This window comes from Candidatus Roizmanbacteria bacterium, assembly GCA_016700135.1.
Lineage (GTDB): Bacteria > Patescibacteriota > Microgenomatia > UBA1406 > GWC2-37-13 > UBA1450.
This window is the reverse complement of sequence record CP065004.1, coordinates 1,004,363-1,030,795: the sequence shown is the minus strand read 5'-3', so window position 1 is coordinate 1,030,795 and position 26,433 is coordinate 1,004,363. Positions and strand designations below refer to the sequence as shown.

The following is a 26,433-nucleotide window of genomic DNA, read 5'->3' as shown; positions in this document are numbered from 1 at the left end:
GCGTAAGTCGAGGAATCCCTTTACTCCTGAGAGATTTCTCCACTCCACTTCACTTCGTTTCGTTCGAAATGACATTTGATGCCAATAAATGAACATGGAGCAAGGATTCAAAGACTTTATTTCGTCTTACTCAGATGTGACAGCACCAGCACCATCCACAATAAAAAGGCCGAAGTAAACACAAGCGGCATATAAACATTCATGCCGGTAAGAATCATGGTAAGAAGCATTGGAATAGTAAGGCCATGGATTCCCAACTGATACAGCTTCCAGTATCCCAATTTCAATCCAAATGCCATCGAAACCATCCAGACAACCACATTTAGAAGGAGAAGAATGAGCAAATTTGATCCGGCACTATACAACATTCCGAAAATCGGAATGATGAGGACACCTGCCAGAAGTACAAACGGCGCAATTTTCGGAATCATAGCAAAAACGGGATCCAGTCTTCCGATCCATGAACGATAGGTTTTCTGATCAATGACAACATCATCAGGTATATCGTTCAAACTCATCACCTGATAACTTGAGAGCTGCTGTCCGGTCGGATCATCGGGAAGGACAATAGCCCTGTCAGTCACAAGCATAAAGCTGCCTGCTTTCTCAAAATCACTGATTGAAGCTTCAGTGTTGATTGTAATAAAATGCCTGAAATTGCCCAGTTCTTTCATTTCAGGGACATCAATATGATACGGATTGCTCTGATTGGTAGAAAGCCTACCGTCTTCAATTTTAACAACAAGCTCCTGCGGGTACATCTCAATCAATCGTTTTTCCAGATAATCCATTCCCGAAGGAAGCCGCGGCAGTAAAAATGCGGTCTGGACAGCGAAAATGACAGTTTGCAAAAATATTGAAAGGAACGTCAGTAAGAAAATATACTTTATAGAGAACCAGAAATCATACTTCAGAAGCTCACGATAATAACTGAAATCGGTGACACTCCGCTGAAAAGATTGTATGAAAGTCTTAAATTTTTGCATAAGTTGAAGCAGTATATCACAGCAATGTTAACAGTTCATCAGGGCTCTTTATAAGATATGTCGGTTTCGCCTCATACAGGATTTCCTCCGTATTCAAACCCCATGTCACCGCAGCCACATCAATACCCGCCTTCTGACAGCCGTGAATATCGCGGACCTCATCACCGAGATACAGGACTTCCTTGTTCCGTTTGCCGAGCTGTTTCAGCATTTTTTTCAGAGCAGCATCTTTTCCGAAAATATTCCGTTCGCTCATCACCGTATCAAAACAGCTTAATTGATGTTCAAGTAAAAACGAAAGGACAATATCCTGTTCATTTGAGGTCAAAACATGCATCTGATACTTTTTTGACAGCTCAATCAGAACATAAGGAATACCCGGGATCGGCTCAACATCCGATAGAAAATCCTTGTATTTTGCTCTGCCGTTCAGGAGTAGCCGGGGCAACTTGAACAATGATATATTCAGAAAAGAAAGTACCTGCTGCGGCGTCATTCCGCGCATTTTCTCAATATCAGGTCCGGTGAGCGGGCGCAGGTCAAAACGTTCCTGAAGACTTGAATAGACTCTGAACAAAACACCCATACTGTCTGCTACAGTCCCGTCAAAGTCGAAAATGAGAGTTGAGTATTTTTGTGCCATCTTTATAAGTTTTATTGTATCATTGAACTATGAATGATAGATCACAAGGTAAATTAATCGTCTTTGAAGGGGGAGACGGTTCAGGAAAAGGTACTCAGTCTAAGCTTCTCATCGAGTATCTGAACAGCCGTAACATTCCTTATGCGTATCTTGATTTTCCTCAATATGACAGTTTTTACGGAAAAATCGTGGCACAGTTTTTGCGCGGAGAATTCGGAAATCTTGAGGAAGTCTCACCATATCTTGCCGCACTGACATTTGCCCTTGACCGATATGCGGTAAAAGAAGATATCCTGAATAAACTGAATGAAGGTAATATCATCGTTGCAAACCGCTACGTCACATCTAATATCGCTCATCAAGGCAGTAAATTTACAAATGATACGGAACGCAATACATTTATCAAATGGGTAGAAGATCTTGAATACGGTTATCACGGATTGCCGCATGAAGATCTGGTTATTTACCTTAGGATGCCGTCAGATATTTCTGCAGATCTTACCAAACAGAAAGGGGAGCGAAGCTACCTCGGCGACAAAACGGATATTCAGGAAGAAGACGAAAATTACCGCACCGTGACGCACGATATGTATACCGCACTGGCAGAGCGGTCTGATCATTGGATTATCATTGACTGCATGAAACATGGTACAATACGAAGTAAGGAAGATATTCACACTGAAGTAATTGAAGTATTGCAGAACAGAAATATCATCCCGGGTAAGGCCTAACAGTTTTCGCCAATAGATATGGATAAAAAACTTATCGGTCTGTCAACACTGTTTGTAATCGCGTTTCTCGTCTTTACGGGCTACGTATTTTTCAGTGGTTCCTTCAATGTCCTCACCCGCGCGTCAGTAGAAAATACCAACCCCTCAGAGCAAAATTCCCTTATTTTTGCATGGCCTCTCTCAGTCGCTGCTGACGGACAAAGTACGAGTGAAGTGACTGTTTTTGTAAGAAATATCGACGGTAAGGGGCTTGAGGGTAAACAAGTAACTTTAACTTCATCCGTGGGCTCATTTCAGACAGGATCAGCCGTCACTGATACTGACGGAAAAGCCCTCTTCCAACTTTCCTCTTCATCACCTGGGGTTGCAGAAATCGACGCCATGGTTGATAATAAGAAACTTTTACGCAAAATAACAGTTGAATTCAAATAATATGAAAATCACAAAAGCAGTTATTCCTGCAGCAGGTTTCGGTACACGTTTTCTACCGCAGACAAAAGCGATGCCGAAAGAAATGCTGCCGATTGTTGACAAACCTGTCATACAATACGTGGTAGAAGAACTTGTCGAAGCAGGCATTACTGATATTATTATCGTCACCGGATACCACAAACGCACGATCGAAGATCATTTCGATATCCCGAGCCGTGAACTTATTGAAAATCTGAAACTCGGTGGAGAAAAGAAAAAACACTATCTTGATGAAGTACAGGCTATCAGTGATCTGGCCAATTTTATTTATGTCCGACAAAAAGGACCCTACGGAAACGGTACTCCGCTTCTGAATGTCCGGCATATTGTCGGCAACGAACCGTTTATCTACACGTGGAGTGACGACTTTATTTCTGCATCACCCTCACGATTCAAGCAGCTGATCGAAGCTTTCAACAAATATCAGTCCACCTGTCTTGCCAGTGTCCGTGTCACTCAGGATGAGGATTATGACCGATACGGATTCACCGGAGGCACCGAAGTCGAAGAAGGCGTCATGGACGTTTCTGAGATCATTGAAAAACCGGGTAAAGACAATGCTCCTTCCAATCTGGCAAACGTATCAGGCTTTATTTTTACACCTGATATTTTCAACTATCTGGAAAGCGCTTTGGAGTCACTGAAGGAAGGAGAAGAGCTGTACTACAATGATGCACTGAAGAAAATGCTTTCAGACAGTAAAAAGATTTATGCGATCGAGATCAAAAACGGAAAGTACTATGATACGGGCAACAAAATGCAGTATCTCAAAACCGTTGTTGATTTTGCCCTCCGTCATCCGGAATTAAACGGGGAGTTCAGAGATTACCTTAAGTCAATTATTACTTAAGACAACCCTCCAAAACCCGTCCCTTTCTTCCTGGAGAAAGGTATAGTTTTTATGTCAATAAAAATGTTGCAATCCAGGTAATATATGCTACAATAAAGGCTTATGATGAACCAAACACAACTCAAGGAAGTCGAAAAGTTATTTGAACTCGGAGCACATCTGGGTCATAAAAAAAGCAGACTTCATCCGAAAGCTAAAAAAAATGTCTACCAGATCATCAACGGTACAACCGTCATTGATCTCACAACTACAGTAGAGCAGCTTGAAAAAGCAAAAAAATATCTTTCAAACGCAGCTAAAGAAAATAAAACCATTCTCGTTGTCGGTACCAAAAAGACCGCAGCATCATTTTTAAGAGAATACTGTGCAGCCAACAATGTTCCGTTCGTCGCAACAAAATGGCTTCCGGGACTTCTCACCAACTTCAAGACCATCATGCAGAACGTCAAAAAGCTGAGTGACTTCAAAGCACAGGTCGCAGGTGAAGACGGAACAACTAAACTCGTCAAGCATGAAAAAACACAGATGCAAAAACAAATTTCCAAACTGGAAAAACTCTACGGAGGTTTCGCAAATCTGAATGTCCGACCTGATATTATTCTTATCGTCGACACAAAGAAAGAAAAAAATGCAGTAAAAGAAGCACAGATGTACAACATTCCCGTTGTCGCTATCGTTGATACCAACTCCAATCCGGAAGACATCAACTATCCGGTGCTTGCAAATGACGATGCAGCTGAAGTCGTCGAATATTTACTCAAAAGCATGCTTGATGCCTATGTCTCATCGGTCGAGAAAGCGGAAAGCAAAGAAAGTAAAGAAATCAAGAGTAAATAACCCGTTTTATATTACATTTTCCTTTTTCCCATGATTGATTATCAAAAACTCAAACAACTTCGTGCCGATACAAAAGTTTCTTTTTCACTGTGCAAAAAAGCACTGGAAGAAATGGATAACGATATGGAAAAGGCAAAAGCAAAGTTGAAAGAGTGGGGAATCAAAAAAGCGGAAGGTAAATCAGACCGCGAAATCAAAGCAGGAGGAATTTATTCATACGTCCATCACAATCATCTTGTTGCTGCAATGCTTGAGCTCGGTTGTGAAACAGATTTCGTATCGGGGAATGATGACTTCAAAAAACTCGGGAGCGAACTTGCCATGCAGGTTGCTTCAGTTCCCGCAAAAGACGTTGAAGAACTTCTGAAGCAGGACTACATCCGTGAAGCGGGAAAAACCGTCGATGACATGATAAAGGAAGCAATCCTCAAATTCGGTGAAAACATCCGTATCGCACGATTTCAGCGATGGGAACTGGGCGAGTAATTCTCTTCAATCTGAATTCAAATATCTCATAACTCCGTCTCTTTTTCAGGGGCTTATTGTGTATAATTAGTTCCATGAACGATTTTACGCAAGAATTCAAAACCAACATTCAGAAACACATTCAAAAACTTCGTGATGAACTTCGCGGTATCCGTACCGGACGTGCTCACACAGGAATGGTCGAGGGACTGCCTGTAGAAGCATACGGAGGATCCATGAAAATGAAACTCCAGGAACTGGCATCACTGACCACTGAAGGCACCGATGCAATCATCATCATGCCCTTTGATCCGTCGACAGTACAGGATATTGAAAAAGCAATCCTGGCATCTCCCCTGGGAATCACCCCTAAAACGGAAGGCAACCGGATCACAGTCCGCGTACCGGCACTTTCTGAAGAACAGAGAATGAAATATATGAAACTCGTGTCTCAGATGATTGAAGATACGAAAAATGCAATCAGACGGGAACGTGAAAGCATCCGTAAAGATATTAAAGCCATGTTTGATATAAAGGAGCTCACTGAAGATGACAAATACCGATTGGAAAAAGATATTGACGCTGAAACTGCAAAATCGAACGAAGAACTTCAAACCGTCAAAGAAAAGAAAGAACAGGAGATCATGGCAGTCTAACGTGCTCTCATTGTCCGTGTCGTAATTTACCTAATATACTATGCTTACCGCTTTAACCTTTATTGTTATCCTCGTTGTTCTTGTCCTGATTCATGAGTTCGGACATTATTATGCAGCAAAAAAAACCGGTGTTTATGTTGAAGAATTCGGTTTCGGATTTCCGCCCCGCGTGATTGGTAAAAAAATCGGAGAGACTCTTTACAGTATCAATTTGCTCCCGATCGGCGGATTCGTAAAATTATTCGGAGAGGAGTATCACGAATCGACGGAGAAAGTGGAGGACAAAAAAATCCCGAAAAACCGGGCATTTGTAAACAAAAAACCCTGGCAGAAAACGATCATCATTACGGCCGGTGTAATCATGAATTTCCTTTTGGGATGGGCACTCATTTCCTATCTTCTGACAAGCGGTATTCCTTCACCGACAGGTGTCGCGATTGAGGAAGTCCAACCCAATAGTCCGGCCATGGAAGCCGGACTGCAGAAAGGTGACCGTTTTGTGAGCATAAAACATAATGATACAAAAAAAGACATTGTTTTGACCGGCGACCTAATCAATAATGCCAATAAATATGCCGGCGATACGGTCGAAGTTACGGTGGAACGAAAAGGAGAACAGGAAACCGTCTTTATTGTTCCCCGCAAAAATCCCCCGAAAGGTCAGGGAACCATGGGAGTTGTTATCACTCAGCTTGTAGAAACCAAGAAATACCCTTGGTACACGGCACCTTATTACGGACTTATTGAAGCTGCCAGCATGACGAAAATGATTACGGTGGAACTGTTGAAAATTCCGGCTTCACTGATCTCGAAGACAGCTCCTGATGTCGAATTCTCCGGTCCGATTGGCATTGCAAAAGTCGTTGGTGAAGCACGTCAGTATGGCATAAATGCACTGCTCCAGATTACTGCACTTTTATCATTAAATTTAGCCGTGATCAATATTCTGCCGTTCCCTGCACTCGACGGCGGAAGACTGGTATTCGTTCTGTACGAATGGGTAACGGGAAGAAAATCAAATCAGAATCTGGAAAAATATTTGAATCTGATCGGTATCATCATACTTCTCGGTCTCAGTCTTCTGATTACGATTTTTGATATCCAAAAATTCTGGGGATAATTTCCGACAAAGGAGTATAATCTTTTTTATGAACCTTAAATATCGAAATATAACCATTTCAGGAGGCGTTGCAGTAGGAAAAAATACCTTGCACAATGCTCTGAAACCGTATCTTGAACCGTTGGGATGGACCTTCACATCTGGAGGTCAACTTCTTCGGGATTTTGCAAAGGAATACGTACAGCCTTTGGCAAGTCTTGCTCCTGACGAATTTCATCACCAGCTCGATGACAGGACTAAAAATCTGCTTGAAAAAGGAAATATCGCTATTGAAGCCTGGCTCGCCGGTTTTATGGCACGGGATCGCAAAGATACACTCAGGATTCTTCTGACATGTAACAACGATGCTTTACGGATTGACCGTGTCGCAAACCGAGACAATGTCACGATTGAACAGGCTAAACAGTATATCAGAGAGCGAGAAGAAGGGAATTTTAAGGAATGGAAACGCATTTACGGGGATTATAATTTTTTTAGTCCTGAATACTATCACGTGATTATTGACACGTATTCGTCAGGACCGAATGAAACAGTCGGGAAAGTGCTCGACAAACTGGGATATATCAACAGAAAGGACAAATAATATGCCGAAGAAAAAAACAACAAAAAAACAGGTCACGGAAACGGTAAAAGTTACCGGAGAACTGGTTGTCGAAACAGTAAAGGATCTTATTCATCAGGGAAATATCCGAAAAATTACCATTAAAGACGAGAAAGGAAAAAAGATATTTGACTTTCCGTTGACGTTCGGTATCATCGGAGCACTTATATCAGCACCTCTTGCGATCCTTGCAACTCTACTGGTTTTAGCAAAAGAATACACCATCACCGTCGTCCGGGAGGAAGAAGTCTAGTTTGTACAATCTACCAGCTACAACCTATTGAGCCTTTGCTATAATAACTGCATGCTGTATTCAAAACTATTCCCTAAACCACAAAAACAAGGCAAGGAATACGATTCGGTCAACGCCACGTACCTCCAGAACGGGGGGTTTATTCATCAAACTATGGCCGGCGTATACAGCTACCTCCCGCTCGGGATGAAGGTTCTTTCCAAGATCGAACAGATTGTACGGTCTGAAATGGACAAAATCGGCCAGGAAGTACTGATGCCGTCTATTGTTCCGACCAAACTCTGGGAGGATACAAAGCGTCTTGAGGTTGTGGATGTGCTTTTTAAAGTAAACGGAGCTAACAAGATATCGCGTGAACGAAATGATGCTGAATATATCCTCAACCCAACTCACGAGGAAGTAGTCACGCCTCTTGCAAAGCTTTTTACATCAAGCTACAAGGAGCTGCCTTTCGCTGTCTATCAAATTCAGACGAAATTCCGAAATGAACCTCGGGCTAAATCAGGAATTTTACGTGGACGTGAATTCAGAATGAAGGATCTCTATAGTTTCCACACATCCGAAGAAGATTTACTGGATTACTATGACAATATAGCAAAACCTGCCTATATCAATACTTTTAAAAGACTGGGTCTTGGTGAGTCAACTGTTATAGCTCTTGCTTCAGGCGGAGATTTTACCGAAAAATACTCACACGAGTTTCAGACGCTTTGTGAAACAGGAGAAGATACATTGTATTACGATAAGGAAGAAGATGTATATTACAACAAGGAAGTGGTAAAGGATTTGGATAACCCGAAATATGAAATAGTAAAAGCTGCGGAGGTCGGAAATATTTTTCCGCTGAATACGAAATTCTCAGAAGCTTTGGACTTTACATACACTGATGAAAGCGGTGACCGGAAGCTGGTCTATATGGGATGCTACGGTATAGGTACTTCGCGAGTAATGGGAGTCCTCGTCGAGAAATTCCATGACGAAAAAGGAATTATTTGGCCGATACAAGTTGCACCCTATCATGTCCATCTGGTCACACTTGATCTCACTGATGCAAGAGTTAAAGAGAAAGCATTTGCTCTGTATCAAAAGCTTCAGAATGAGGGAATTGAAGTGCTGTTTGATGACCGCGAGGATGTCAGACCAGGTGCAAAATTTGCTGATGCAGATCTCATCGGTATCCCGGTGAGGCTTGTCATATCAAAACGTACAGAGGACAAGATCGAATGGAAAAAGAGGAATGAAAAAGATGCGAAAATCATTTCAGTTACGGATGCCATAAAACAGCTGAAGGACCTGGTGTCCTAATACCAAGCGAACAAATTGATTTGTGCCGATTCGCGACATGATGCTACCAGCAATAAAAAGTCGCGCCAAGGCCAACAAATTAGTTTGGAGCGAAGGTAACGAACAAGATAAAATTAAGAATTTGATATCCTATTATGTCTAAACTTATAGTCACCCATATGTCTCCTGATTTAGATGCCATAACGTCTTCATGGCTCATCAAAAGATATTTACCGGGATGGGATGAAGCAGAGCATGCATTTGTGCCGGCAGGGGAGACTTATGAGGGCATGAAACCTGATGAGAATCCTGATATTATTCATGTTGATACAGGACTGGGGAGGTTTGACCATCATCAATTCAGTGAAGAACTGTCGGCTACCAAACGGGTCTTTGATTATCTTGCTGAAGAAGGTTATATAAAAGAACGGGATCTTGAAGCACTGGAGCAAATGACAAACTTCGTGACGACGATTGATAATTTCGGTGAAGTCCGATTTCCGGATCCGACAGATGTGAAGTATACGTTCTGTCTCCATGAGTTCATTTATCCGCTCCGCGGCCAACTGACCAGTGATCATGAAATCATGAGCATGGTCATGCTCATCCTGGACAGTATTTTGTTTACCGTCAAAAACAATCTGAAAGCGGAAGGAGAGATAAAGGAAGGCGTAATACTGAAAACCCCTTGGGGGAAAACTCTTGTCATGGAAACGAAAAATGAAGCCGCCGTCAAATATGCCCTCAAAAAAGGATATGAAATGGTTGTCCGCCGTGACCCCGAAAATAATACACTGAGGATAAAAACTCAGCCCGATCCGAAATACAACCTTACATCGCTCTACGAAAAGATGCTTGAAGTCGACGGAAAAGCAACTTGGTTTCTGCATGCGTCGAAACATATGCTTCTCAACGGATCTTCGAAAAATCCAAACAGCATTCCTTCTTCTCTCACTGTACAGCAGATGATTGCAATACTCAAAAAGATGTAATACAATATGCATAACCCATAATAGGGTAGTTTTTTTATTGGCATTATTAATTGTTCATTTTTTTTGAAAGAGAGGTGTAGTATCTCCCCATGGTTGTAGTTAAGAAAAAGAAAGGCGAATCAAAAGACAGTATGTTCCGCAAATTCACCCGTATGTTTATCCAAGAAGATATCGTCGATGAAGTGCGCTCACGAATGTACTATAAGAGACCTTCTCAGGAACGTAAAGAACAGGAAAAAGAACGGTCAAAAAAAAGACATCGAAAGAGTTAAGATATGATCAATATTTATAGTTCTTCCCGATACAAAATCAACAAAAACAACATTGAAACATTTGCCCAGCAAGTACTGGACAGATATCATGTGGACTCAGCATCCGTACTGAATGTTGCTTTTGTCGGAAAAAGAAAAATGAAGCAGGTCGCACTCACGTATAAAAACGAGGATGTGGCATTGCCGGTCCTTTCGTTTGCCTACATCAACGATCCCGAAAATACGACGGAGAATATAATCGGAGAAGTGGTGATATGTTATCCGCAGGCGATTCTTCTTGCGGCAGAACGTGAAAAGAAGGTTGAGGCAATGATGCATCAGCTTATCGAACACGGAATACAGAATATTTTCAGTAAATAGGCTTGTGGTTCGTAGGTGGTAGGATGTAGTCAAAACTACAATTCTGACAGTTACTACAAGCTACAATCTACTACCTACAACCCAATTTGTCATGTTTTATCTCAAATACCGACCGCGAACTATCACAGAACTCGACAACTCACAGGTACGACCGAAAATAACAAATCTTCTATCCGCAAAAGATTTACCTCATGCCCTGCTATTTATCGGTCCGAAAGGAATGGGCAAAACCTCAACTGCCCGCATCGTTGCAAAAGCAGTCAACTGTTTGGAGAACAAGTTTGCGGGAAAAGGAACATCGTATGAACCCTGCAACAGCTGCAACAACTGTACTACGATTGAAAACGGAAGCTCACCTGATGTGGTCGAACAGGACGCGGCATCAAACCGAGGTATTGAAGAAGTCAGAAAGCTCATTCGGGAATCATCTTATGCTCCGATGACCGGAAGATACCGTGTCTATATCATCGATGAAGCCCACATGATCACTCCCGACGCTTTCAATGCACTCCTAAAAACCCTGGAAGAACCTCCTGAAACTGTTATCTTTATACTGGCCACAACAAATGAAGAAAAGCTTCCGAATACGATCATCTCACGGTGTGTACGAATTCCTTTCGGTCGGGCACATAAAAAGGACATTATTCACATGCTTGATCGGATTGCAGAAAAGGAAACCGTTACAATTCCCGCAGAACTGAAAAATCTTATTGCTACATATAGCGAAAACTCCTTCAGAGATGCCGCAAAAATGTTTGAAGAGCTTGTGATGCAGGATACTTTGACTCTTGAGGCTGCACAGGAATATCTTGGCGTCCGGGCAAAAGGAACACTTCTGGAAATTATGCAAAAGGGGACACTTGCCGAAAGTATGCAGTGGGTTGACGATTTTATCCAGTCAGGCGGAAATGTCAAACGTGCAATTGAAGATATGCTTAGCGTCCTGCATATCCTACTTCTTGCAAAAAGCACCGGGAAATCAACCGAGACGGAACTCATCTATACCATGAGGGAAATTTCGATGCTTATCAAACTGCTGCACGAGGCATATAACGGAATCAGAATATCTCCGATCGAAGCTCTCCCCCTTGAACTCGTTGTGGTAGAATTTTATAATAGTCGAAATAAATCATAAAGGCGGTAGGTGGTAGCTGGTAGCCGGTAATCATCATTACTGGAATTATCATTAACCTACAGCCTACTTCGCCCGTCGGCGGATCTACCAGCTACACGTAAATTTACTATGTTTAACCCACTTAAAGGACTCGGAAATCTGCAGCAATTACAACAACAGGCCAAGAAAATGCAGGAAGCCCTTCAGAAAGAAGAAGTAACGGTCGAAAAAAACGGTGTCACCATTACAATGCGGGGAGACCAGAAAATTCTTAATGTCGAAATAGACGGCGTTATGGAAAACCGTGTTGCCGAAGCAATCAATGATGCCGTCAAAAAAACACAGGAACTTGCAGCACGCAAGCTCATGGAAATGAATCAGTAAGATCTCAAGGCGTAGGTGGTAGCTGGTAGCCGGTATGAATGATTACTGGAATTACCAATAACCTACAGCCAACTCCGCCAAACGGCGGGCCTACCAGCTACAACCTAACGACCATGCTCAAACTCTTTTCCGGTACATCAAATCAACCCTTATCAGAACAAGTTGCAAATGGGCTCAACCAATCGCTAGCAAAAGTTGAAGTTGTACAGTTTGAGAATTCAGAGGTGCGGGTACGCGTGGAAGAAGACGTCAAAAATGATACCTGTGTTATTATCCAGTCGACATCGAACCCCACCAATTCAAATCTCATGGAACTATTTCTTATGGCTGATGCTCTGAGACGGGAAGAGGCAAGACGTGTTATTGCAATGATCCCATATTTCGGGTATGCCAGACAGGATATCCAGCATCGTCCCGGAGAATGTGTTTCGGCAAATGTTATTATCCGGTTCCTTGAATCTATCGGGATCCACAAAGTCTACACTGTCAATCTGCATGATGAGGCAACTGAAGGAGTATTTGATATTCCGTTTAAAAATATTTCCGCATTTCCCGTACTTGCCGAAGAAATTCATAAATACCTTCAGGTAAACAACATCCAGGCAGATCCCGAGCACGTAGCCGTCATCTCTCCGGATCAGGGGGGAATCGAACGGGCACGAAAATTCGGGGAAGTGTTGTTCGGACATTCTGATTTCAATCTTGCCGTCACGGAAAAGAAACGTGATCTTCAGCATATGCATGAAAGTAAAGCGCTGAATCTCTACGGAGACGTAAAAGACAAGACTGCGATTATCGTTGACGACGTCGCAACATCGGGACGTACTCTCATCCACGCCGCAGAATTTGCCCTGGAACAGGGAGCCACCAGCGTCATTGCCGCAATTGTCCATCGGGATTTTGCAGAAGGAACAGCGGAAAAACTGCAAAACTCACCGCTTCAGGCATTCTTTACGACAGATACGATCGCTCTCAAAGAAGAATATCGTTTTGAAAAAATGCAGGAAGTCAGTATCAGTAAAGCAATCGCCGACGAATTAAAGTCCTTACCAAACAATACCGTCTCCCAGAACTAATTCCTGAGGAGCCTCAGGATGTATTCTCAATGCGCGTCGGTTTTCATCGCGTTTCTTTGCCATTTCCCCTTCAATGTCGATAGATTCATAAGCAGATCTGTATACATCAGTGGGAAAGAGAAACCCGAATAAAGGATTCTGCGCACGTTTTCTTTCAAACTCAAGATGAGCTTCAGGAAGTCTCGGATCATTTTTATCTCCGATATAGTAGCTTCCGTTCATGAGCAGCCCGTAATCATCAACAACCAGCTCAATGGGCTGTCTCATTATTGTCCCTTTTGAAGGATCTATGAGCCATACTTTGCTGCGTCTCCAGTCAATATGTCCGTTTTTCGAGCGGCCGTCAATGTGGCAATCATCTTCAATGTCAGCAATATGCAGCTTCGAGGAAGATAACGGCTCTCTGGCCTGCTTGATCATTCGTTCATTCAACACATCCAGGACTCTCTGATAGACCATGTCCCGCTCCCTGGTCCCGCCGAGAACAGTCAATCTCAATCCTGCCAGATCCTGTACATGACGGTGCATATCAAGGACCGGATCACCGTTCATTAGTGTTTTGGCTAACAACTTACCCATTGCAGTATGCGGATCCTTTTCACGGAAATTAGTCATAATATGAATACTGTTATTGCCGTCTTTTAGCCTTCTTGCAGATACGTTGTGAAAAAGCGGTACTCCGCCGATAACAGGATCATATCCTAAAAACGCATTATCCTCAGGATTGTGCCATGTCGCAAAATGCAGATCATCATTACCTTTATGACTTTCTCCGTTGTACAAATCTTCATTCAGAAGTCCCTGCATGCGATAGAGCAGACCCTTCACGCGTCTCTGCGGATAGCTTGCATGGAGATCTATCAAAGGATGAGCCAACTGCAGTTGCTGGAATAACTGAAATTCTTCCCGATCATCACGTGCCTGATGCGCCATCTGCCAGATACGGTCACCGGGTTCATCCGCCACGAATGATAAAACCTCATTCCGTAATCCGAATGATGTTGCATGCTCCTCAGGTAAAGCATGTGCAAGAGTACTCGTGACTAAACGGTTTGCATCGCTGAATGCATTAAAGAGGATATCTTCAGCACGATCCGGCGTAACATCGTATACATCACAAATGTATTCAAACATTTCACGATTCATTCTCTCGATATACTTATGAGCAGGAATTTGAACAGACATTTCATCAAAAGGTGCATGTGTCGGATTATGCAATCGTTGATGACCCCTTCTTCCGCGTTCATAAACGCGTAAAGCTAAAGGAGAATAGCTTCCCAAAAGTTCTTGGGACAATTCGACTTTGTTAAAGTCGATCATGTCAATTGTTGAATATTGTTTCGAATGTTCTGACATACACTTTGTGAAAAAAAACCGCCTCTTTGGCGGTTGGCTTTTGTTGTTAGTAACTGTAAATCACCAACGCGCCAACCCCCCATACATAAGGGCAACGAATCGAAGGGTTGAAATTTGATGATTTGATATGTCCATAAAAGTTTATTTTATCATATTTTGTTAATATTAGGTAAGAAAGTCAAATAGAATTGAGCTCAGTATGCAGAATTTCTTACATATTAGAGGATTTTTGCAATCCCTTTTCCTTTTTCATTCGGATGATAGATTGTATTGAGTGGAGCACCGGCGAGCACCAGTTTGGACCAGCGGGTAGGATCGTACTTCAGATAGAACGGTTTCAGACGGGCAATTTCATCTGTGGAGAGGTTTTCATGACCTGCAATACGTTTCAACACATCAAGAACATGATTGAAGAGAATCAGATTTTCCGAGGCCTTGTTGTACACTCTTCCTGCATGAGTGGCAATCAACTCACCTGAAGGTGCTCTGGAGTAAAGATAGGTGGCATTGTTGTCCAATCTGTCGCAGCACTTGATGACATATGCCGCCACGGAATACAGCTGATTTTGTATGATTCTCTGATCATATCTTCCCTGGAGCTCACCGACAGTCCCTTCCAGATGATCCATCAATTGACCGGCTTCTACGTTATCACTTTTGAGAGCAAGTAAAGTTGAGACAAACATATCGTTTTCATATTCCCCGAAATCAAGCGTTATCTCCTGTATTTTGTCCTCCTGCTGAGATTGGAGATCCGGAGTGATGGCCCGATAAAAATGTGCACCCTGACCCCACTGTTCAAACTCGGTTTTCCGCACTTCTTCACAGCGTCCCCGTTGGTAACCGATACCGGGTATTTCGGAATAGTCCTCCAAAAAATCATGCATTGCAGAGGCACAGACATAAAATTCAGCAATTTCGGGAGTAAAAATCGGAGATTCATCGCGTGATGTATAAATCTCATTATAACCTTCAATAAACTCAATTATCCGCAGTACATTGCGATAGATATGCGCGACTGAAGGTTCACCTGTTCGTCTGCGAGGCATTGTCTTCATAAGTTCTTCCACGATACCAAATGCTTTCTGGATATTGGGAAAATGGTGCTGATAATTTTCAACGCCGATGCCTGCAAACATCTGCTGAATACGCTCCCAGGTATATTCATGCAATTCGTCAAATGTTTCATTTCCGGCGTAGAGCAAGGCACGTTCAAGTTCGGCAGACGGTGTCGAGGGAATGTAGTACTCGGCAAACTCTTGGGGAGAAACCGATGCAAGACCCGTCGATACCGGATCAAGAAACCATACATCCCGTTCATATGAAGTAAACTGAACAAGCTTTTCAGAAAGGGGAGTTAGGCCATTTGAACCCGCTCCGCTAAGTGGATGTTCGGGAATCGTATAAAATACTATCTTCTTTTCTGGATTTCCGGCTGCAATACACTGATCATCCAATGGAGAAGAACCTGAGTCCTTAAATGACATAAGAAACTTAATTATAATACACACTTGTCAGAAGATATCTTATTATCTTCTTTTTAGATGAAAGCAACGTAAGAAGGGATTACGTCTTCCTGTATGTATCTACAAAAAGATAGAGGATTGAGGCAGTTCGGAGATCGGCAGGCGTCGGAACACCATCTAAACCCTCTTCATTGAGCTTTCGGTACTGTTCAGCTGTGTAGATCTCCGGATCCAATGGGATCGGATCTGCGACCGACCATATTTCTTTATCCCCATAAACAGGGATAATTGATTTTCTTAACGGAACCAGCCCGTTTTGACCAATGTGACTTTCGACATTCCGATGAAAGGCTTCATTCATCGCACGAACCATGGAATACCTCAGAGAATGCCTTTGCTTCTTCGAGATACTTTCAGGGATTTGCACATCGGCAAATAATCTCCGGGCTGATTGTCCGAAAAGGTCCTGTGAAGTGAGCTCAACGTACTCTTCCGGATCAATAGTGCGTTCTTTGAAAAAAGACTCTGCCATAATATATTCTTTTTCGCTTAAAACCTTTCCGAAATCACTTCCTAACAGGATCAAATTACATATCCACTGAGAAATTCCGTTTTCCGCCAACGTAAATTCACCGCCCCTCTTCAGGACTCGGGATACTTCCCCTATGGTTTGTGCAGTAGAAAATGAACTGTGCAAAGCCATTACACAAGCAGCATGATCAAAAAGATCGTCCCCAAACGGTAGAGATGCTGCATCAGCCTGCACGACGTAGTCGGACGGATGAGCTTCGAGAGATAAATGGGAAATATCCATACCGGTATAGGCACACTCAACAGAATCGTACAATCCCATCGCGCCAGAACAGATATCAAGAAGGTGGTGAGTGGGGGACGGATTTACAATTGAAGCTATTTTCCGATTAATGGCAAACTGCCTTTCTGCCATCGCGGGAAAAACCAACCCAGAATGATCACTCCGTTCTTTCATACCGTTCAGCAGTAACCTTCTGAGCTCTTTCATAAGCCCTATAGTATAGCATACCCGCCTGTATTTTTACATACCTCGCCTGTTTTCAAGGGCTTTTCTCAGTGTCATGTAGTCAGCAAACTCGAGGTTGCCACCCATCGGCATTCCGTATCCTAGACGGGAGACGGTACAATCGAGATTCTTTGACGAGATAAGTTCCTGCAGTTTATTCCGGATGTACATGGCAGTTGCTTCGCCTTCCATATCAGGATTGGTAGCAAGAATGATTTCTTTGACAGGAGTATCTAAGTTTTTCGTTTCATCTCTGACACGTTCAAACAGCTGGTCAATGAAAATATTTTCGGGTCCGATATGATTCAGCGGATCTATTCGACCGTGCAGAACATGATACATCCCGCTGTAAATATTCCCGGTCTCCATCGACAATAAATCCAGTACATCTTCAACAACCGTGATTTGCGATCTGTCTCTTGAAGGATCTTCGCAGATACCGCACAGTTCCTGTTCAGTCAGGTTCATACAGACTTTACACCGTTTGGTTCTGACTTTGAGTTCGGAGACGTTTTCCGCAAAATCCTTCAGATCTCCTTCAGGCATTCGGAGTAAGTAAAAAGCCAGCCTGTTGGCTGATTTTTCTCCGATTCCTGGCAGTCTCTCAAGAAATAAAGATACCTTTTGTAATGATTTCGGGAGTTTGCTTGCCATAGTGAAGACTAGACTTGGATCATATCAACAAGAACCAAAGGCCGTCTTCCCCGTTCCTGGAAGAAAAAGTCTTCAAGCTCCCGTCCGATTTTCCGTTTGTAATTGTCCGTATCCATGACTGCACCTTTTGATTTATCGAGTGATTTTTCAACTAATCGGCCTGCCTTTCCGAAAAGATCTTCTTCATTTTTTTCAAAGACAAATCCTCGTGAAAAGAACTTCGGTGCGGCGATCAGCTGCCCGCTTTGATTGATGACAACCACACCGACAACCATACCTTCGGAAGACAGGGTTTGTCTGTCCCGAAGGACCACGTTGCCGATATCACCCACGCCGTAGGCATCAACATAGACGTTCTTTGTCTCAACCGTATCTCCTTTGTATGCTTCCGTTTTCGTAAACCATACCGTATCACCTTCATTTATGAGGAACAACTGTTCTTTCTTGAAATCAAGATCCTCAGTCATCAGCCGTTCATACGATCTCTGATGTCGGATTGTACCGCCTATCGGAAGCAGGTATTTCGGGTTGGTAAACCGTGCCAGGAATTTCAGATCTTCCTGATTTCCGTGACCTGAGGCATGCAGTTGGTCCTGAATATCCGAGTAGATCACATCGGCTCCCTGAAGAGATAATTCTTCAATGAGAGAATATACTTCGTTCTCATTTCCCGGAATCGGATCTGATGAGAATACAACCTTGTCACCCTCTGCAATTTTTATATATTTATTCTGCTGCCTTGCCATCTTGGAAAGAGCTGAGTCATACTGTCCCTGAGAGCCCGCTGCGATGATGCACAGCTTGTTCGGAGGTATTTTGGATGCTTCCTCTTCTTTTCCTTTCAGTATATGAGGTATATTCATATATCCCAAATCTTTGGCAGCGTCGGTATTTTGTTTCATTGAGCGGCCGAGGAATATTACTTTTCTGTTAAATTTGATTGCGGCATCTACACACTGTTTTATTCTTGATATATTTGATGAGAAGGTTGTCATAATAAATTTTCCCTTCGTACTTCGCATTTCGTTTTCGAATGTCTGTCCGACAATTGATTCGGACAAAGTCAATCCTTCGCGCTCGGCTCCCAATGCATCGGAGAACAAACAGGTGATCCCGTCATGACCAGCCTGGAGAATCTCATAAAAATCAGGCGCTTTGGAGTATGGAGGAGTAAGGTCAAGTTTGAAGTCGGGTCCGTGATACATCACGCCGACAGGGGATTTGATCAGGATGTGAGTCGCATCCGGTATGGAGTGCGTCATGTGAATAAATTTCGCTTCAAATCCGCCGAGTTTAATCCATTTTTTAAACTCAATATCATTGATATGGATCGGCTGATTGAACTCTTTGAATTTGTTCTGAATAAACACTTTTGCCAGTTTCGGCGCATAGATCTGAGGAGCTCCCAGTTTGTCATAATGAAACGGAATCGCACCGATGTGATCTTCATGTCCGTGCGTGATCAGTATAGCGCGGATCTTATCCAGCTTGTCCTCAAGATAAGAAATATCCGGAATGATCAAATCAACACCGAATTCTTTGGCATCGGGGAAACCCATACCGCAATCGACAATAAGAATATCCGTGAGCTGATCATTCTGATACAACTCGTATACATACATGTTTTTGGTAACTCCGACAACCCCGCCAAGAGGGATAAACCGTACTTTATATTCGTCCATATGAATTATGGTTGTAAATTGTAAAGACACAAGCGTCAATCTCGCTTGCTTATGCTAAAAAAACGGTACGATCTATCATGCCGCACTTTCAACATGAGCAAGCATCCTCATGGTATACTAAAAATGTCAAATTTTCGTAAATTTATTCAGAAACAAGATATTATGCCTACTTCCGAACAGATTCTTGATAAATTGAATGATGTCATGGATCCCGAACTGAATATGTCCATCACCGATTTAGGATTAGTATACAATGTCGACGTCAAAAATGAAAAGGTTCATATACTTATGACCCTCACTTCACTCGGATGTCCGCTGTTTGATACGATTCAGGATGAAATATACCACAATCTGGAAATGATCGGTTTGTCACAGGATACAGTCGAAATTGAACTTACTTTTGATCCGCCCTGGTCGATCGACAGGATGAGTGAACGGGCGAAAGCAATGCTCGGAATATGACCTATGTCAAAAAATAACCCTAAACCTATACATCAGGAAAAAACGCTTGAGCAATTATATGAGTTCGGAAAAGAAACGGCTCAAAAAGCTGCCCAGGAAACGGTTGATACCCTTTTCTTCGGATCACTTTTCAATGATGAAACACAAAAAGAACGGGAAAAAGGTAATGACTCATTTACGGATCTTGACGTACAAAAACTGAATCAAGCATACGAACAGAATGACCAGGAGGAAATTCAGCGATTGCAGAGACTAATAAATCCCGAAGCGGCAGACGCAGCTGATGAGAAAAAAACTCAAACCGAATATCACAAACGGGTACAGCGCGAAGAGGAGGAATATAACTTAAGGCAGGAACAGGAAGAAGAGGAAGAAAAACGTCAGGAAGCATTGATGGAAGCAGAGAAAAAGAGAATGGAAGAACAAGAGCAACAAGCACCACTCGAAGCACCGAAAGGAAAAAAAAGAAAAAGTATTCTCGGTGGAGAAAGACAGAAAGCTACAACAGAACTTCCGCCGGAGTTCAGACCTGACGCGGGCAAACAATAATCCTTCTTATTTGCCTTTCTCTGCAGTATAATATCAGATACGGGACGTAGTTCAGATGGTAGAACACACGGTTCGGGACCGTGAGGTCGCTGGTTCAAGTCCAGTCGTCCCGACACATCTTACCGAAAACCCCTTCTTAATAACCGTTCGCTTCTTGCCGTATTTTATAAACTGGTATCCGTTTTTTTTCGCAATCTCATTATTGCGATGACGACTGCAGGTGATTATTGAAGAATGAGAGTGATCTCTCAACGGCTGTACTCCAGTCAGGCATAAGATTGTGATCAGCCGAAGGATACGTAAAATATTCGATATCAATATCTTCCTCTTCTGCGGCATCCACAAACTCGGTAGACCACTCAATCGGCACGGCGTCATCGGCACCGCCCTGATGGAGCTGGATCGGTGCTTGTATCCATGACAGGTAATTTGAAAGAGTGAAGCGTTCAATATCGTAGTCATCTTCAAAATCGGCAATGACCCGCCTCAGGTATCGTCCGTTGTCATCAAACTCGTCGGTAAAGTACAACACGGAGTAGGGGAAGGGTTTGGTAACAGGCGCCCAGAGCACGGTAGGATACGATTTTCCCGTAATTTCCAGAACTGAGAGAGTAATCTGGCCACCGTTGCTGTGTCCCCAGATGCCGACACTGTTTTCATCGGCATAGTTTGTCATTCCCGACCCCGATCGGGAATCCAGCTTTAGTAATGATTCATTCAATTTTTCAATATTGGCCAAAAGCTGAAGGACTGTCGGATAGGTCTGAAATCGATCCTCAAGCGGTACTGCCGATGCCTGATCCGATTCCCCGTATCCGAGAAAGTCCGGTGCAAGAGTGACATATCCTGCCCGTGCAAATACTTCCGATGCCCGCCTTGTTCCCACTCCGGGGGCATAGATATCATGGTCAACAAATCCCCGCACCATCACTATCACGGGATGTTTCGTTCCCTCAATGGGAAGATGCGCCAGTCCGCTTACTTTTCGATCATCCACTTCATAGTAAAACATCCGCGTCTCAAATTCGTCATTTTCAGACAGCACCTCGCCGAAAGTCATCTGTTGCGGGGTGAATGTTTCCTTTTTCAAAACATCATAGGCGTAATCGTTCAAAGGGTAATTCTTTACTTCTTGTTCAGAAAGGGGGACAGGTGTCGCAAGTTCGATGTTATAAAAGTAAAAATAACCCACGAGGGCAGCAAGAATAATATTGAGAAGAGTACTAAAGAGCAGCACAAACGTATACCTGTTTTGCATAGCAAATGAAACTGGAAACCTCTTTTATTATAACATCCATAGGTTATGGCAATGTAAACGTCAAAGCTTTATAATATCCGTATGAAACTCTACGATACACTGAGCCGTGACAAACAACAGCTTCCTCCTCCTTCCGAAAAACCGGTCATCACGATGTACTCCTGCGGACCGACCGTATATGACGACACTCATATCGGACACATGCGGCGATATGTCATGGATGATGTCCTGAAACGGACATTACAATACTTCGGGCATGAGGTCCGTCACGTGATGAATATTACCGACGTCGGACATCTTACTGGAGACGATGACTCAGGAGAGGACAAGCTGGAAAAAGGTGCTATAAAAAGAGGTAAAACAGTTTGGGATGTCGCTCAGGAATATGAAGAACAGTTCTGGCATACGATGGCTGCTTTAAACGTCTTTAAAAAGGACATTGAAGTCCTGCATGCCACTCAGAACATTGAGGAGATGGTCTCTATCATAAAAAAACTGGAAGAGAAAGGATATACCTATGAAACCGACGAAGCGTTGTATTTTGACGTGACAAAATTTGCTGACTACGGCAAACTTTCGGGACAAAAGCTCGATGAGAAGAAACAGGCTGTTCGGGAAGAAGTCTATGTCGACAAAGGAAAAAGGAATCCGGCAGACTTTGCTCTCTGGTTCAAGAGGGTGGGACGGTTTGCCGATCATACCATGCATTGGGAAAGCCCGTGGGGTGACGGTTTTCCCGGATGGCATATCGAGTGTAGTGCCATGAGCATGAAAGGACTGGACACGGAAACTATTGATATTCATACCGGCGGAATCGACCACATCCCGGTCCACCACGAAAACGAAATCGCCCAATCAGAAGCCGCAACGGGAAAACCGTTTGTGAAATGGTGGGTGCATCACGCATTCTTGCAGGTAGATGGAGAGAAAATGAGTAAATCGAAAGGGAATTTTTACACACTGAAAGATATCGAAGCACATGAAATTGATCCGCTTTCTCTGAGACTCTTTTTCATGCAGGCTCATTACCGTAAACCGATGAACTTTACCTGGGAAGCGGCGCAAGCATCGTACAGCTCATTTACTGAACTGCATCAGATTTATAATGACCTTGAAGAATCAGTAGGGGAAAACCGCGTTGACAACCGTGACAATCTGTCAGGCGGAGCACTCTTTTTCCTTGAGCAGTTTGAGGGCAATATCGGAAATGATCTGAATGTCACAACAGCGTTAGGAAACCTCTGGTATATGCTTCGGTCAAATGCTGTGCCGAATCCAGATAAATTCTATTTACTTCAGATTGCAGATGAGATACTCGGGCTCAATTTAGATCAGCCTGTCACAACAGTCGTAGAAATTCCCGATGAAATACGGAAACTGGCTGATGAAAGACTAAAGGCACGGGAAGAGAAGGACTTTCAGAAATCAGATGATCTGCGCACACAAATTGAAGAAGCGGGATATCAAATTGAGGATTCTGCAGAAGGGTATCAGATTAAGAAAAAATAATATGTCATATCAGCCTCAGGGAATTAAAAAAATCTACCATACGCTCAAACGCAACCTTGCCGCAGTATGGCTCAATCAATTTCATCCTGTGCAGCTTGCGATCACTGGTAGTCAGGGCAAGACTAATACAACGGGCCTTGTCACACAGGTATTGGAACAGTTCGGTCCGACGGTACGTACTGATATCAGCCTCGATACGACATTCAATGTCCCGATCACGGCACTCAAAGTCCGCCCGTGGACCAAGTACGTCGTTTGGGAGCTGGGGATTGATCACCCGGGGGAAATGGATCACCATCATGAAATCGCACATCCTTCTATTGCGTGTATTACCGGGATCTCAGCCGTGCATACCGATGAAGAACATATGGGTTCACTGGAAACTCTTATCAGGGAAAAACGGAAAATCATAGAACACCTTCCCAAAAGCGGAACAGCAATTTTGAATCATGATAATGAATATACAAAAGGAATGGCCAATCATACTAAAGCAGCGGTCCAGTGGTTCGGGATGACGCCTGATTGCACCATGTGGACGGATCCCAAATCAATCAAGCTGACCCTCGCGGGGACATCGGCAACTTGTTATCTCAATGAAGGAAATACTTCCCGTGCAATAGAAATGAGAACAGGACTGATCGGAGCGTTTCATTTTTACAATATTATGAATGCTTATCTGATGGTCCGTGCTGCCGTACTTGATCGGGATATCACTGCAACGTTTGTGAAAGTCGTCAGGGATATGAAGCCGCTTCAGGGGAGAATGAGTGTCGAAGACGGTCCTTTGGGAACTGTTCTTCTCAACGATTCCCTCCGTGCCAGCCCGGGAAGCACTAAGGCCGGTCTCGAGAGTCTCGAACTGATGGAGTACTCAAAAGGGCGAAAAATCGCGGTGATAGGAGAGATGGGAGAGCTTGCAGACCCTGAAAAAGAACATCGGAAAACGGGTGAGCAGATAGCCGCAATGCATTTTGATTACGTCCTTTGCATCGGGCCGCTCCGGAAATTCACCATAAATGAAGCAATTAAAAGAGGTTTCCCTGAAAATAAAATCGGATATGCAAAAGATGTATTTGAAGCCGCTGACATTTTGAAAAGAACACTGAGAAAAAACGATCTTTGGTACCTGAAAGGCTCATTACTTCGAAATTACAACCGGATTCTCAAGATTCTTCGCGGAGAAAAGGTGTGTTGCGATGCGGTACTTTGTCCGTATGAACACTGCAGTTAATCAGAAAGTATTACTCTTCCGTCGACTGCGACCAATGTCTCACCTGATGCAATGAGAGGATTGATATCAATTTCACGGATTCTGTCGAATGTCTTCACAAGCAGTCCTACCCGAAATGCAACATCGTACAGTTTTTTCGGATCAATCGGGGGTATGTTCCGGAATTCACTTGTCAGTTTATGCAGTTTTGAATCTTTAAGCGCTATGGCAAACTGTTCATATGAAAACGGATACACCAGCTCTATTGCTTCATGCAACAGTTCGGCATAAATCCCCCCGAGTCCGACCAGTACAATAGTTCCGAACGTAATATCTCTTTTTGATCCGATGATGAGTTCATGTCCTGAATATTGCTTTTGCAGATAACACCCTGATCCTTTCCCACCGACTGTACGCATCGAATCAAATGCATTCTGGAGTTCCTCCATAACCGTTATTCCGGTAATGACTCCTTTCACTTCCGTCTTGTGGGTTATTTTCTCTGATGCAATTTTTGCAACCAGCGGAAATCCCTCTTCCTTAACTACCGTCTTCAGATCATCGGAAGATACGGCCAAATAGGTTTTTGCTACCGGAATCCCGCTCCACGACAAAAGCGAAAGAGCATCATGCTGACTTAAAAATTTCTTTCCCCGACCTTCGGCAAACAGTAGCTGGACATCCCTGATATGAGACTGCACGGGAAGTGAATAATCAGGCGGACTTACTTCCAATTGTTTTGATTTTGCGGATTCTTTTGCCTCAAGAATTTTCTTTATAGCTTTCGGCAGGGGAGAGAAATAACGGAAACTTGCGATCCCTTCTTTTTCCAGATAATGATGAGCTTCCGTGACTGAGTCTTTCCCCATAAAAATCGGATAAATCGGCTTGTATTTAAAAGCATGATAGACATCCCGCAATACATGTGCGGTCTCGAGGATTTCCGTATTGGCCTGGGGAGTGAGAAGAACAATAACTGCGCCGATATCTTTTTCCTCCATAGTGAGATTGATAGCCCGTTTGTAATCAAATGCACTTGCGTCTCCCAATAAATCGATCGGATTATGAACGGTAATCTTTTTCGTGTCCTCAAAAGCTTTTGATAATTTTTCCGTTGTTTCTTCCGATACGGTAATAAGGTGAAGCCCTTGCGAGATAATCTCGTCAGTCAGAAGTACGCCCATCCCGCCTGCATTTGATAAAACCAGAATGTTTTTGTTTGCCGGAACTGCATCAAGACTGTAAAGCTTCAAAATCATCTCAAACTCTGCATATGAATCAGCGCGAAGTGCTCCTGCCTGACGTACTGCGGCATCGAATACTTCGTCGTCTCCTGCCATACTTCCCGTGTGTGACATCGCCGCTTTTGACCCCTCCCGTGTTTTTCCTGACTTCAGGATTACGACCGGTTTCTTCTTAGTAGTCTCCTGAAGCTTTTGCAGAAATCTTTCTCCGTTTATGACATCTTCCAGATACATACCGATCACTTCAGTTTTTGGGTCATCAAGAAGATAATCCAAGCAATCCGATTCATTCAACACACTCTTATTTCCGAGACTGATGAAGTTTGAAAGGCCGACATGTGTCTTTGCCGCAACATAATCGAGAAATGCGGTGCCGAGTGCCCCTGATTGTGAAATAATGCCGGTATTTCCTTTGGGTGCGACATGACTGAAAAAAGTTGCGTTCACTCCGATATGAGTATTGATGTATCCTATACAGTTCGGGCCGAGCAAGGTGATGTCATGCTCTTTAATTTTTTGCTGTAATGCTTCTTCCATCCGGCTTCCTTCGGGTGAATGTGTCTCCCCGAAACCGGCGGCAAACATCACCACGTTGTGACAACCGTTTGCCGCAACTTCGTCCAGATAGGAGACAGCAACAGAGGAAGGCACTGCCAGAACAACTAAATCAAGAGTTTGTCTGATTTCCTTGAGCGATGTCAACGTTTTTTTACCTAAGATTTCCGCTCCTGACGGATGAATAAAGTACATTTCCCCGCTATATCCCTGCCGTATCATATTGTGTGCCACCAGATGCCCGACTTTCTTTTCATGTTCGGATACTCCGACAATTGCCACCGAACGGGGATTGAAAAAACGTTTTAAGTTCATAAAATCAGTATAACGAAGTTTCGGGTAATTAAAAAGATC

At 43.3% G+C, this 26,433-nt stretch carries 29 protein-coding genes and 1 tRNA gene; 21 read left to right on the top strand and 9 right to left on the bottom strand.

The genetic code is table 11. The annotated features are described in order from the left end of the window. Nucleotides 1-116: 116 nt before the first annotated feature. Both IPM65_05400 and IPM65_05395 read right to left on the bottom strand, forming a co-directional pair. Nucleotides 117-986 carry a DUF1189 family protein gene (locus IPM65_05400; protein QQS43559.1) on the bottom strand — a complete coding sequence of 290 codons (870 nt, stop codon included), beginning with the start codon at nt 984-986 and terminating at the stop codon, nt 117-119. A 16-nt stretch (nt 987-1,002) separates the two neighbouring features. Then, entirely contained in the window at nt 1,003-1,629 is a 627-nt protein-coding gene (locus tag IPM65_05395; protein ID QQS43558.1) for an HAD hydrolase-like protein, read from the bottom strand. A gap of 29 nt (nt 1,630-1,658) precedes the next feature. Between IPM65_05395 and IPM65_05390 the strand changes: the two genes are divergently transcribed. The 16 genes from IPM65_05390 (at nt 1,659) to IPM65_05315 (ending at nt 13,095) form a co-directional block, all read left to right on the top strand. Further along, nucleotides 1,659-2,360 carry a thymidylate kinase gene (locus tag IPM65_05390; protein ID QQS43557.1) on the top strand — a complete coding sequence of 234 codons (702 nt, stop codon included), beginning with the start codon at nt 1,659-1,661 and terminating at the stop codon, nt 2,358-2,360. Between the two features lie 18 nt (nt 2,361-2,378). Next, nucleotides 2,379-2,792 (top strand): Ig-like domain-containing protein, encoded by a 414-nt coding sequence (locus tag IPM65_05385; GenBank protein QQS43556.1) that lies wholly within the window; start codon nt 2,379-2,381, stop codon nt 2,790-2,792. Between the two features lies 1 nt (nt 2,793). After that, complete coding sequence (locus IPM65_05380) at nt 2,794-3,681, top strand: UTP--glucose-1-phosphate uridylyltransferase (protein ID QQS43555.1); 888 nt, start codon at nt 2,794-2,796, stop codon at nt 3,679-3,681. 102 nt (nt 3,682-3,783) lie between these two features. Next, nucleotides 3,784-4,518 (top strand): 30S ribosomal protein S2, encoded by a 735-nt coding sequence (gene rpsB / locus IPM65_05375; protein ID QQS43554.1) that lies wholly within the window; start codon nt 3,784-3,786, stop codon nt 4,516-4,518. A 30-nt stretch (nt 4,519-4,548) separates the two neighbouring features. Further along, complete coding sequence (locus IPM65_05370) at nt 4,549-5,004, top strand: elongation factor Ts (GenBank protein ID QQS43553.1); 456 nt, start codon at nt 4,549-4,551, stop codon at nt 5,002-5,004. A gap of 74 nt (nt 5,005-5,078) precedes the next feature. Next, the gene (gene frr, locus IPM65_05365; GenBank protein ID QQS43552.1) at nt 5,079-5,639 is read left to right on the top strand and encodes a ribosome recycling factor; all 561 of its coding nucleotides are present in this window, start codon (nt 5,079-5,081) and stop codon (nt 5,637-5,639) included. Between the two features lie 40 nt (nt 5,640-5,679). Beyond that, entirely contained in the window at nt 5,680-6,759 is a 1,080-nt protein-coding gene (locus IPM65_05360) for a site-2 protease family protein (GenBank protein QQS43551.1), read from the top strand. 28 nt (nt 6,760-6,787) lie between these two features. Beyond that, nucleotides 6,788-7,342, top strand: a complete 555-nt coding sequence (locus IPM65_05355; GenBank protein QQS43550.1) for a cytidylate kinase family protein — start codon at nt 6,788-6,790, stop codon at nt 7,340-7,342. 1 nt (nt 7,343) lies between these two features. Next, the gene (locus IPM65_05350) at nt 7,344-7,613 is read left to right on the top strand and encodes a DUF4342 domain-containing protein (protein QQS43549.1); all 270 of its coding nucleotides are present in this window, start codon (nt 7,344-7,346) and stop codon (nt 7,611-7,613) included. 51 nt (nt 7,614-7,664) lie between these two features. Beyond that, nucleotides 7,665-8,918, top strand: a complete 1,254-nt coding sequence (locus IPM65_05345) for a hypothetical protein (protein ID QQS43548.1) — start codon at nt 7,665-7,667, stop codon at nt 8,916-8,918. A gap of 134 nt (nt 8,919-9,052) precedes the next feature. After that, nucleotides 9,053-9,889, top strand: coding sequence for a chromate resistance protein (locus tag IPM65_05340; protein ID QQS43547.1), 837 nt, complete (start codon nt 9,053-9,055; stop codon nt 9,887-9,889). Between the two features lie 89 nt (nt 9,890-9,978). After that, nucleotides 9,979-10,161 carry a 30S ribosomal protein S21 gene (gene rpsU, locus IPM65_05335; GenBank protein QQS43546.1) on the top strand — a complete coding sequence of 61 codons (183 nt, stop codon included), beginning with the start codon at nt 9,979-9,981 and terminating at the stop codon, nt 10,159-10,161. Nucleotides 10,162-10,164: 3 nt separating this feature from the next. Beyond that, nucleotides 10,165-10,521, top strand: coding sequence for an rRNA maturation RNAse YbeY (locus IPM65_05330; protein ID QQS43545.1), 357 nt, complete (start codon nt 10,165-10,167; stop codon nt 10,519-10,521). A gap of 91 nt (nt 10,522-10,612) precedes the next feature. Beyond that, nucleotides 10,613-11,656: a DNA polymerase III subunit gamma/tau gene (gene dnaX, locus IPM65_05325; GenBank protein QQS43544.1), complete on the top strand. Its 1,044-nt coding sequence runs from the start codon at nt 10,613-10,615 to the stop codon at nt 11,654-11,656. 108 nt (nt 11,657-11,764) lie between these two features. Then, entirely contained in the window at nt 11,765-12,019 is a 255-nt protein-coding gene (locus IPM65_05320) for a YbaB/EbfC family nucleoid-associated protein (protein ID QQS43543.1), read from the top strand. Nucleotides 12,020-12,057: 38 nt separating this feature from the next. Continuing rightward, nucleotides 12,058-13,095, top strand: coding sequence for a ribose-phosphate pyrophosphokinase (locus IPM65_05315; GenBank protein ID QQS43542.1), 1,038 nt, complete (start codon nt 12,058-12,060; stop codon nt 13,093-13,095). On the opposite strand, the gene IPM65_05310 is transcribed toward IPM65_05315, so the two are convergent. The 5 genes from IPM65_05310 to IPM65_05290 all read right to left on the bottom strand — a co-directional run bounded on the left by IPM65_05310 (nt 13,066) and on the right by IPM65_05290 (nt 19,292). Further along, nucleotides 13,066-14,451, bottom strand: a complete 1,386-nt coding sequence (locus tag IPM65_05310) for a hypothetical protein (GenBank protein ID QQS43541.1) — start codon at nt 14,449-14,451, stop codon at nt 13,066-13,068. The genes IPM65_05315 and IPM65_05310 overlap by 30 nt on opposite strands. A 218-nt stretch (nt 14,452-14,669) precedes the next feature. After that, the gene (locus IPM65_05305; protein ID QQS43540.1) at nt 14,670-15,938 is read right to left on the bottom strand and encodes a hypothetical protein; all 1,269 of its coding nucleotides are present in this window, start codon (nt 15,936-15,938) and stop codon (nt 14,670-14,672) included. Nucleotides 15,939-16,017: 79 nt separating this feature from the next. Then, complete coding sequence (locus IPM65_05300; GenBank protein ID QQS43539.1) at nt 16,018-16,938, bottom strand: class I SAM-dependent methyltransferase; 921 nt, start codon at nt 16,936-16,938, stop codon at nt 16,018-16,020. A 33-nt stretch (nt 16,939-16,971) separates the two neighbouring features. Beyond that, a complete protein-coding gene (recR, locus tag IPM65_05295) occupies nt 16,972-17,610 on the bottom strand; it encodes a recombination protein RecR (GenBank protein ID QQS43538.1) in 639 nt (212 codons plus the stop codon). Between the two features lie 8 nt (nt 17,611-17,618). Continuing rightward, entirely contained in the window at nt 17,619-19,292 is a 1,674-nt protein-coding gene (locus tag IPM65_05290) for a ribonuclease J (GenBank protein ID QQS43537.1), read from the bottom strand. A gap of 123 nt (nt 19,293-19,415) precedes the next feature. Between IPM65_05290 and IPM65_05285 the strand changes: the two genes are divergently transcribed. From IPM65_05285 to IPM65_05275, 3 genes are all read left to right on the top strand, one after another. After that, nucleotides 19,416-19,754 carry a metal-sulfur cluster assembly factor gene (locus IPM65_05285; GenBank protein QQS43536.1) on the top strand — a complete coding sequence of 113 codons (339 nt, stop codon included), beginning with the start codon at nt 19,416-19,418 and terminating at the stop codon, nt 19,752-19,754. Between the two features lie 3 nt (nt 19,755-19,757). After that, entirely contained in the window at nt 19,758-20,303 is a 546-nt protein-coding gene (locus IPM65_05280) for a hypothetical protein (protein ID QQS43535.1), read from the top strand. Between the two features lie 40 nt (nt 20,304-20,343). Further along, a tRNA-Pro gene (locus IPM65_05275) sits at nt 20,344-20,416 on the top strand. A gap of 86 nt (nt 20,417-20,502) precedes the next feature. Here the strand turns inward: IPM65_05275 and IPM65_05270 are convergent. Further along, nucleotides 20,503-21,561: a prolyl oligopeptidase family serine peptidase gene (locus IPM65_05270; GenBank protein QQS43534.1), complete on the bottom strand. Its 1,059-nt coding sequence runs from the start codon at nt 21,559-21,561 to the stop codon at nt 20,503-20,505. A gap of 81 nt (nt 21,562-21,642) precedes the next feature. Here IPM65_05270 and IPM65_05265 point away from each other — a divergent pair, with 81 nt between their 5' ends. Further along, entirely contained in the window at nt 21,643-23,070 is a 1,428-nt protein-coding gene (locus tag IPM65_05265; protein ID QQS43533.1) for a cysteine--tRNA ligase, read from the top strand. A gap of 1 nt (nt 23,071) precedes the next feature. Continuing rightward, a complete protein-coding gene (locus tag IPM65_05260) occupies nt 23,072-24,301 on the top strand; it encodes a UDP-N-acetylmuramoyl-tripeptide--D-alanyl-D-alanine ligase (protein QQS43532.1) in 1,230 nt (409 codons plus the stop codon). Here the strand turns inward: IPM65_05260 and IPM65_05255 are convergent. Further along, on the bottom strand, nt 24,298-26,394 hold the full coding sequence (locus IPM65_05255) for an acetate--CoA ligase family protein (GenBank protein ID QQS43531.1): 2,097 nt from the start codon (nt 26,392-26,394) through the stop codon (nt 24,298-24,300). The genes IPM65_05260 and IPM65_05255 overlap by 4 nt on opposite strands. Nucleotides 26,395-26,433 lie beyond the last annotated feature (39 nt).

Bases quoted from the DNA above. Each gene is read 5' to 3' on its own strand.
- IPM65_05280 (QQS43535.1), top strand. From the start codon at position 19,758: ATGTCAAAAAATAACCCTAAACCTATACATCAGGAAAAAACGCTTGAG.
- IPM65_05270 (QQS43534.1), bottom strand. From the start codon at position 21,561: ATGCAAAACAGGTATACGTTTGTGCTGCTCTTTAGTACTCTTCTCAAT.
- IPM65_05390 (QQS43557.1), top strand. From the start codon at position 1,659: ATGAATGATAGATCACAAGGTAAATTAATCGTCTTTGAAGGGGGAGAC.
- IPM65_05265 (QQS43533.1), top strand. From the start codon at position 21,643: ATGAAACTCTACGATACACTGAGCCGTGACAAACAACAGCTTCCTCCT.
- IPM65_05260 (QQS43532.1), top strand. From the start codon at position 23,072: ATGTCATATCAGCCTCAGGGAATTAAAAAAATCTACCATACGCTCAAA.
- IPM65_05385 (QQS43556.1), top strand. From the start codon at position 2,379: ATGGATAAAAAACTTATCGGTCTGTCAACACTGTTTGTAATCGCGTTT.
- rpsU (QQS43546.1), top strand. From the start codon at position 9,979: ATGGTTGTAGTTAAGAAAAAGAAAGGCGAATCAAAAGACAGTATGTTC.
- IPM65_05345 (QQS43548.1), top strand. From the start codon at position 7,665: ATGCTGTATTCAAAACTATTCCCTAAACCACAAAAACAAGGCAAGGAA.
- recR (QQS43538.1), bottom strand. From the start codon at position 17,610: ATGGCAAGCAAACTCCCGAAATCATTACAAAAGGTATCTTTATTTCTT.
- IPM65_05320 (QQS43543.1), top strand. From the start codon at position 11,765: ATGTTTAACCCACTTAAAGGACTCGGAAATCTGCAGCAATTACAACAA.
- IPM65_05305 (QQS43540.1), bottom strand. From the start codon at position 15,938: ATGTCATTTAAGGACTCAGGTTCTTCTCCATTGGATGATCAGTGTATT.
- IPM65_05360 (QQS43551.1), top strand. From the start codon at position 5,680: ATGCTTACCGCTTTAACCTTTATTGTTATCCTCGTTGTTCTTGTCCTG.
- IPM65_05350 (QQS43549.1), top strand. From the start codon at position 7,344: ATGCCGAAGAAAAAAACAACAAAAAAACAGGTCACGGAAACGGTAAAA.
- IPM65_05290 (QQS43537.1), bottom strand. From the start codon at position 19,292: ATGGACGAATATAAAGTACGGTTTATCCCTCTTGGCGGGGTTGTCGGA.
- IPM65_05340 (QQS43547.1), top strand. From the start codon at position 9,053: ATGTCTAAACTTATAGTCACCCATATGTCTCCTGATTTAGATGCCATA.
- IPM65_05285 (QQS43536.1), top strand. From the start codon at position 19,416: ATGTCAAATTTTCGTAAATTTATTCAGAAACAAGATATTATGCCTACT.
- IPM65_05310 (QQS43541.1), bottom strand. From the start codon at position 14,451: ATGTCAGAACATTCGAAACAATATTCAACAATTGACATGATCGACTTT.
- frr (QQS43552.1), top strand. From the start codon at position 5,079: ATGAACGATTTTACGCAAGAATTCAAAACCAACATTCAGAAACACATT.
- IPM65_05315 (QQS43542.1), top strand. From the start codon at position 12,058: ATGATTACTGGAATTACCAATAACCTACAGCCAACTCCGCCAAACGGC.
- IPM65_05355 (QQS43550.1), top strand. From the start codon at position 6,788: ATGAACCTTAAATATCGAAATATAACCATTTCAGGAGGCGTTGCAGTA.
- IPM65_05300 (QQS43539.1), bottom strand. From the start codon at position 16,938: ATGAAAGAGCTCAGAAGGTTACTGCTGAACGGTATGAAAGAACGGAGT.
- IPM65_05400 (QQS43559.1), bottom strand. From the start codon at position 986: ATGCAAAAATTTAAGACTTTCATACAATCTTTTCAGCGGAGTGTCACC.
- IPM65_05330 (QQS43545.1), top strand. From the start codon at position 10,165: ATGATCAATATTTATAGTTCTTCCCGATACAAAATCAACAAAAACAAC.
- IPM65_05395 (QQS43558.1), bottom strand. From the start codon at position 1,629: ATGGCACAAAAATACTCAACTCTCATTTTCGACTTTGACGGGACTGTA.
- IPM65_05380 (QQS43555.1), top strand. From the start codon at position 2,794: ATGAAAATCACAAAAGCAGTTATTCCTGCAGCAGGTTTCGGTACACGT.
- dnaX (QQS43544.1), top strand. From the start codon at position 10,613: ATGTTTTATCTCAAATACCGACCGCGAACTATCACAGAACTCGACAAC.
- IPM65_05370 (QQS43553.1), top strand. From the start codon at position 4,549: ATGATTGATTATCAAAAACTCAAACAACTTCGTGCCGATACAAAAGTT.
- IPM65_05255 (QQS43531.1), bottom strand. From the start codon at position 26,394: ATGAACTTAAAACGTTTTTTCAATCCCCGTTCGGTGGCAATTGTCGGA.
- rpsB (QQS43554.1), top strand. From the start codon at position 3,784: ATGATGAACCAAACACAACTCAAGGAAGTCGAAAAGTTATTTGAACTC.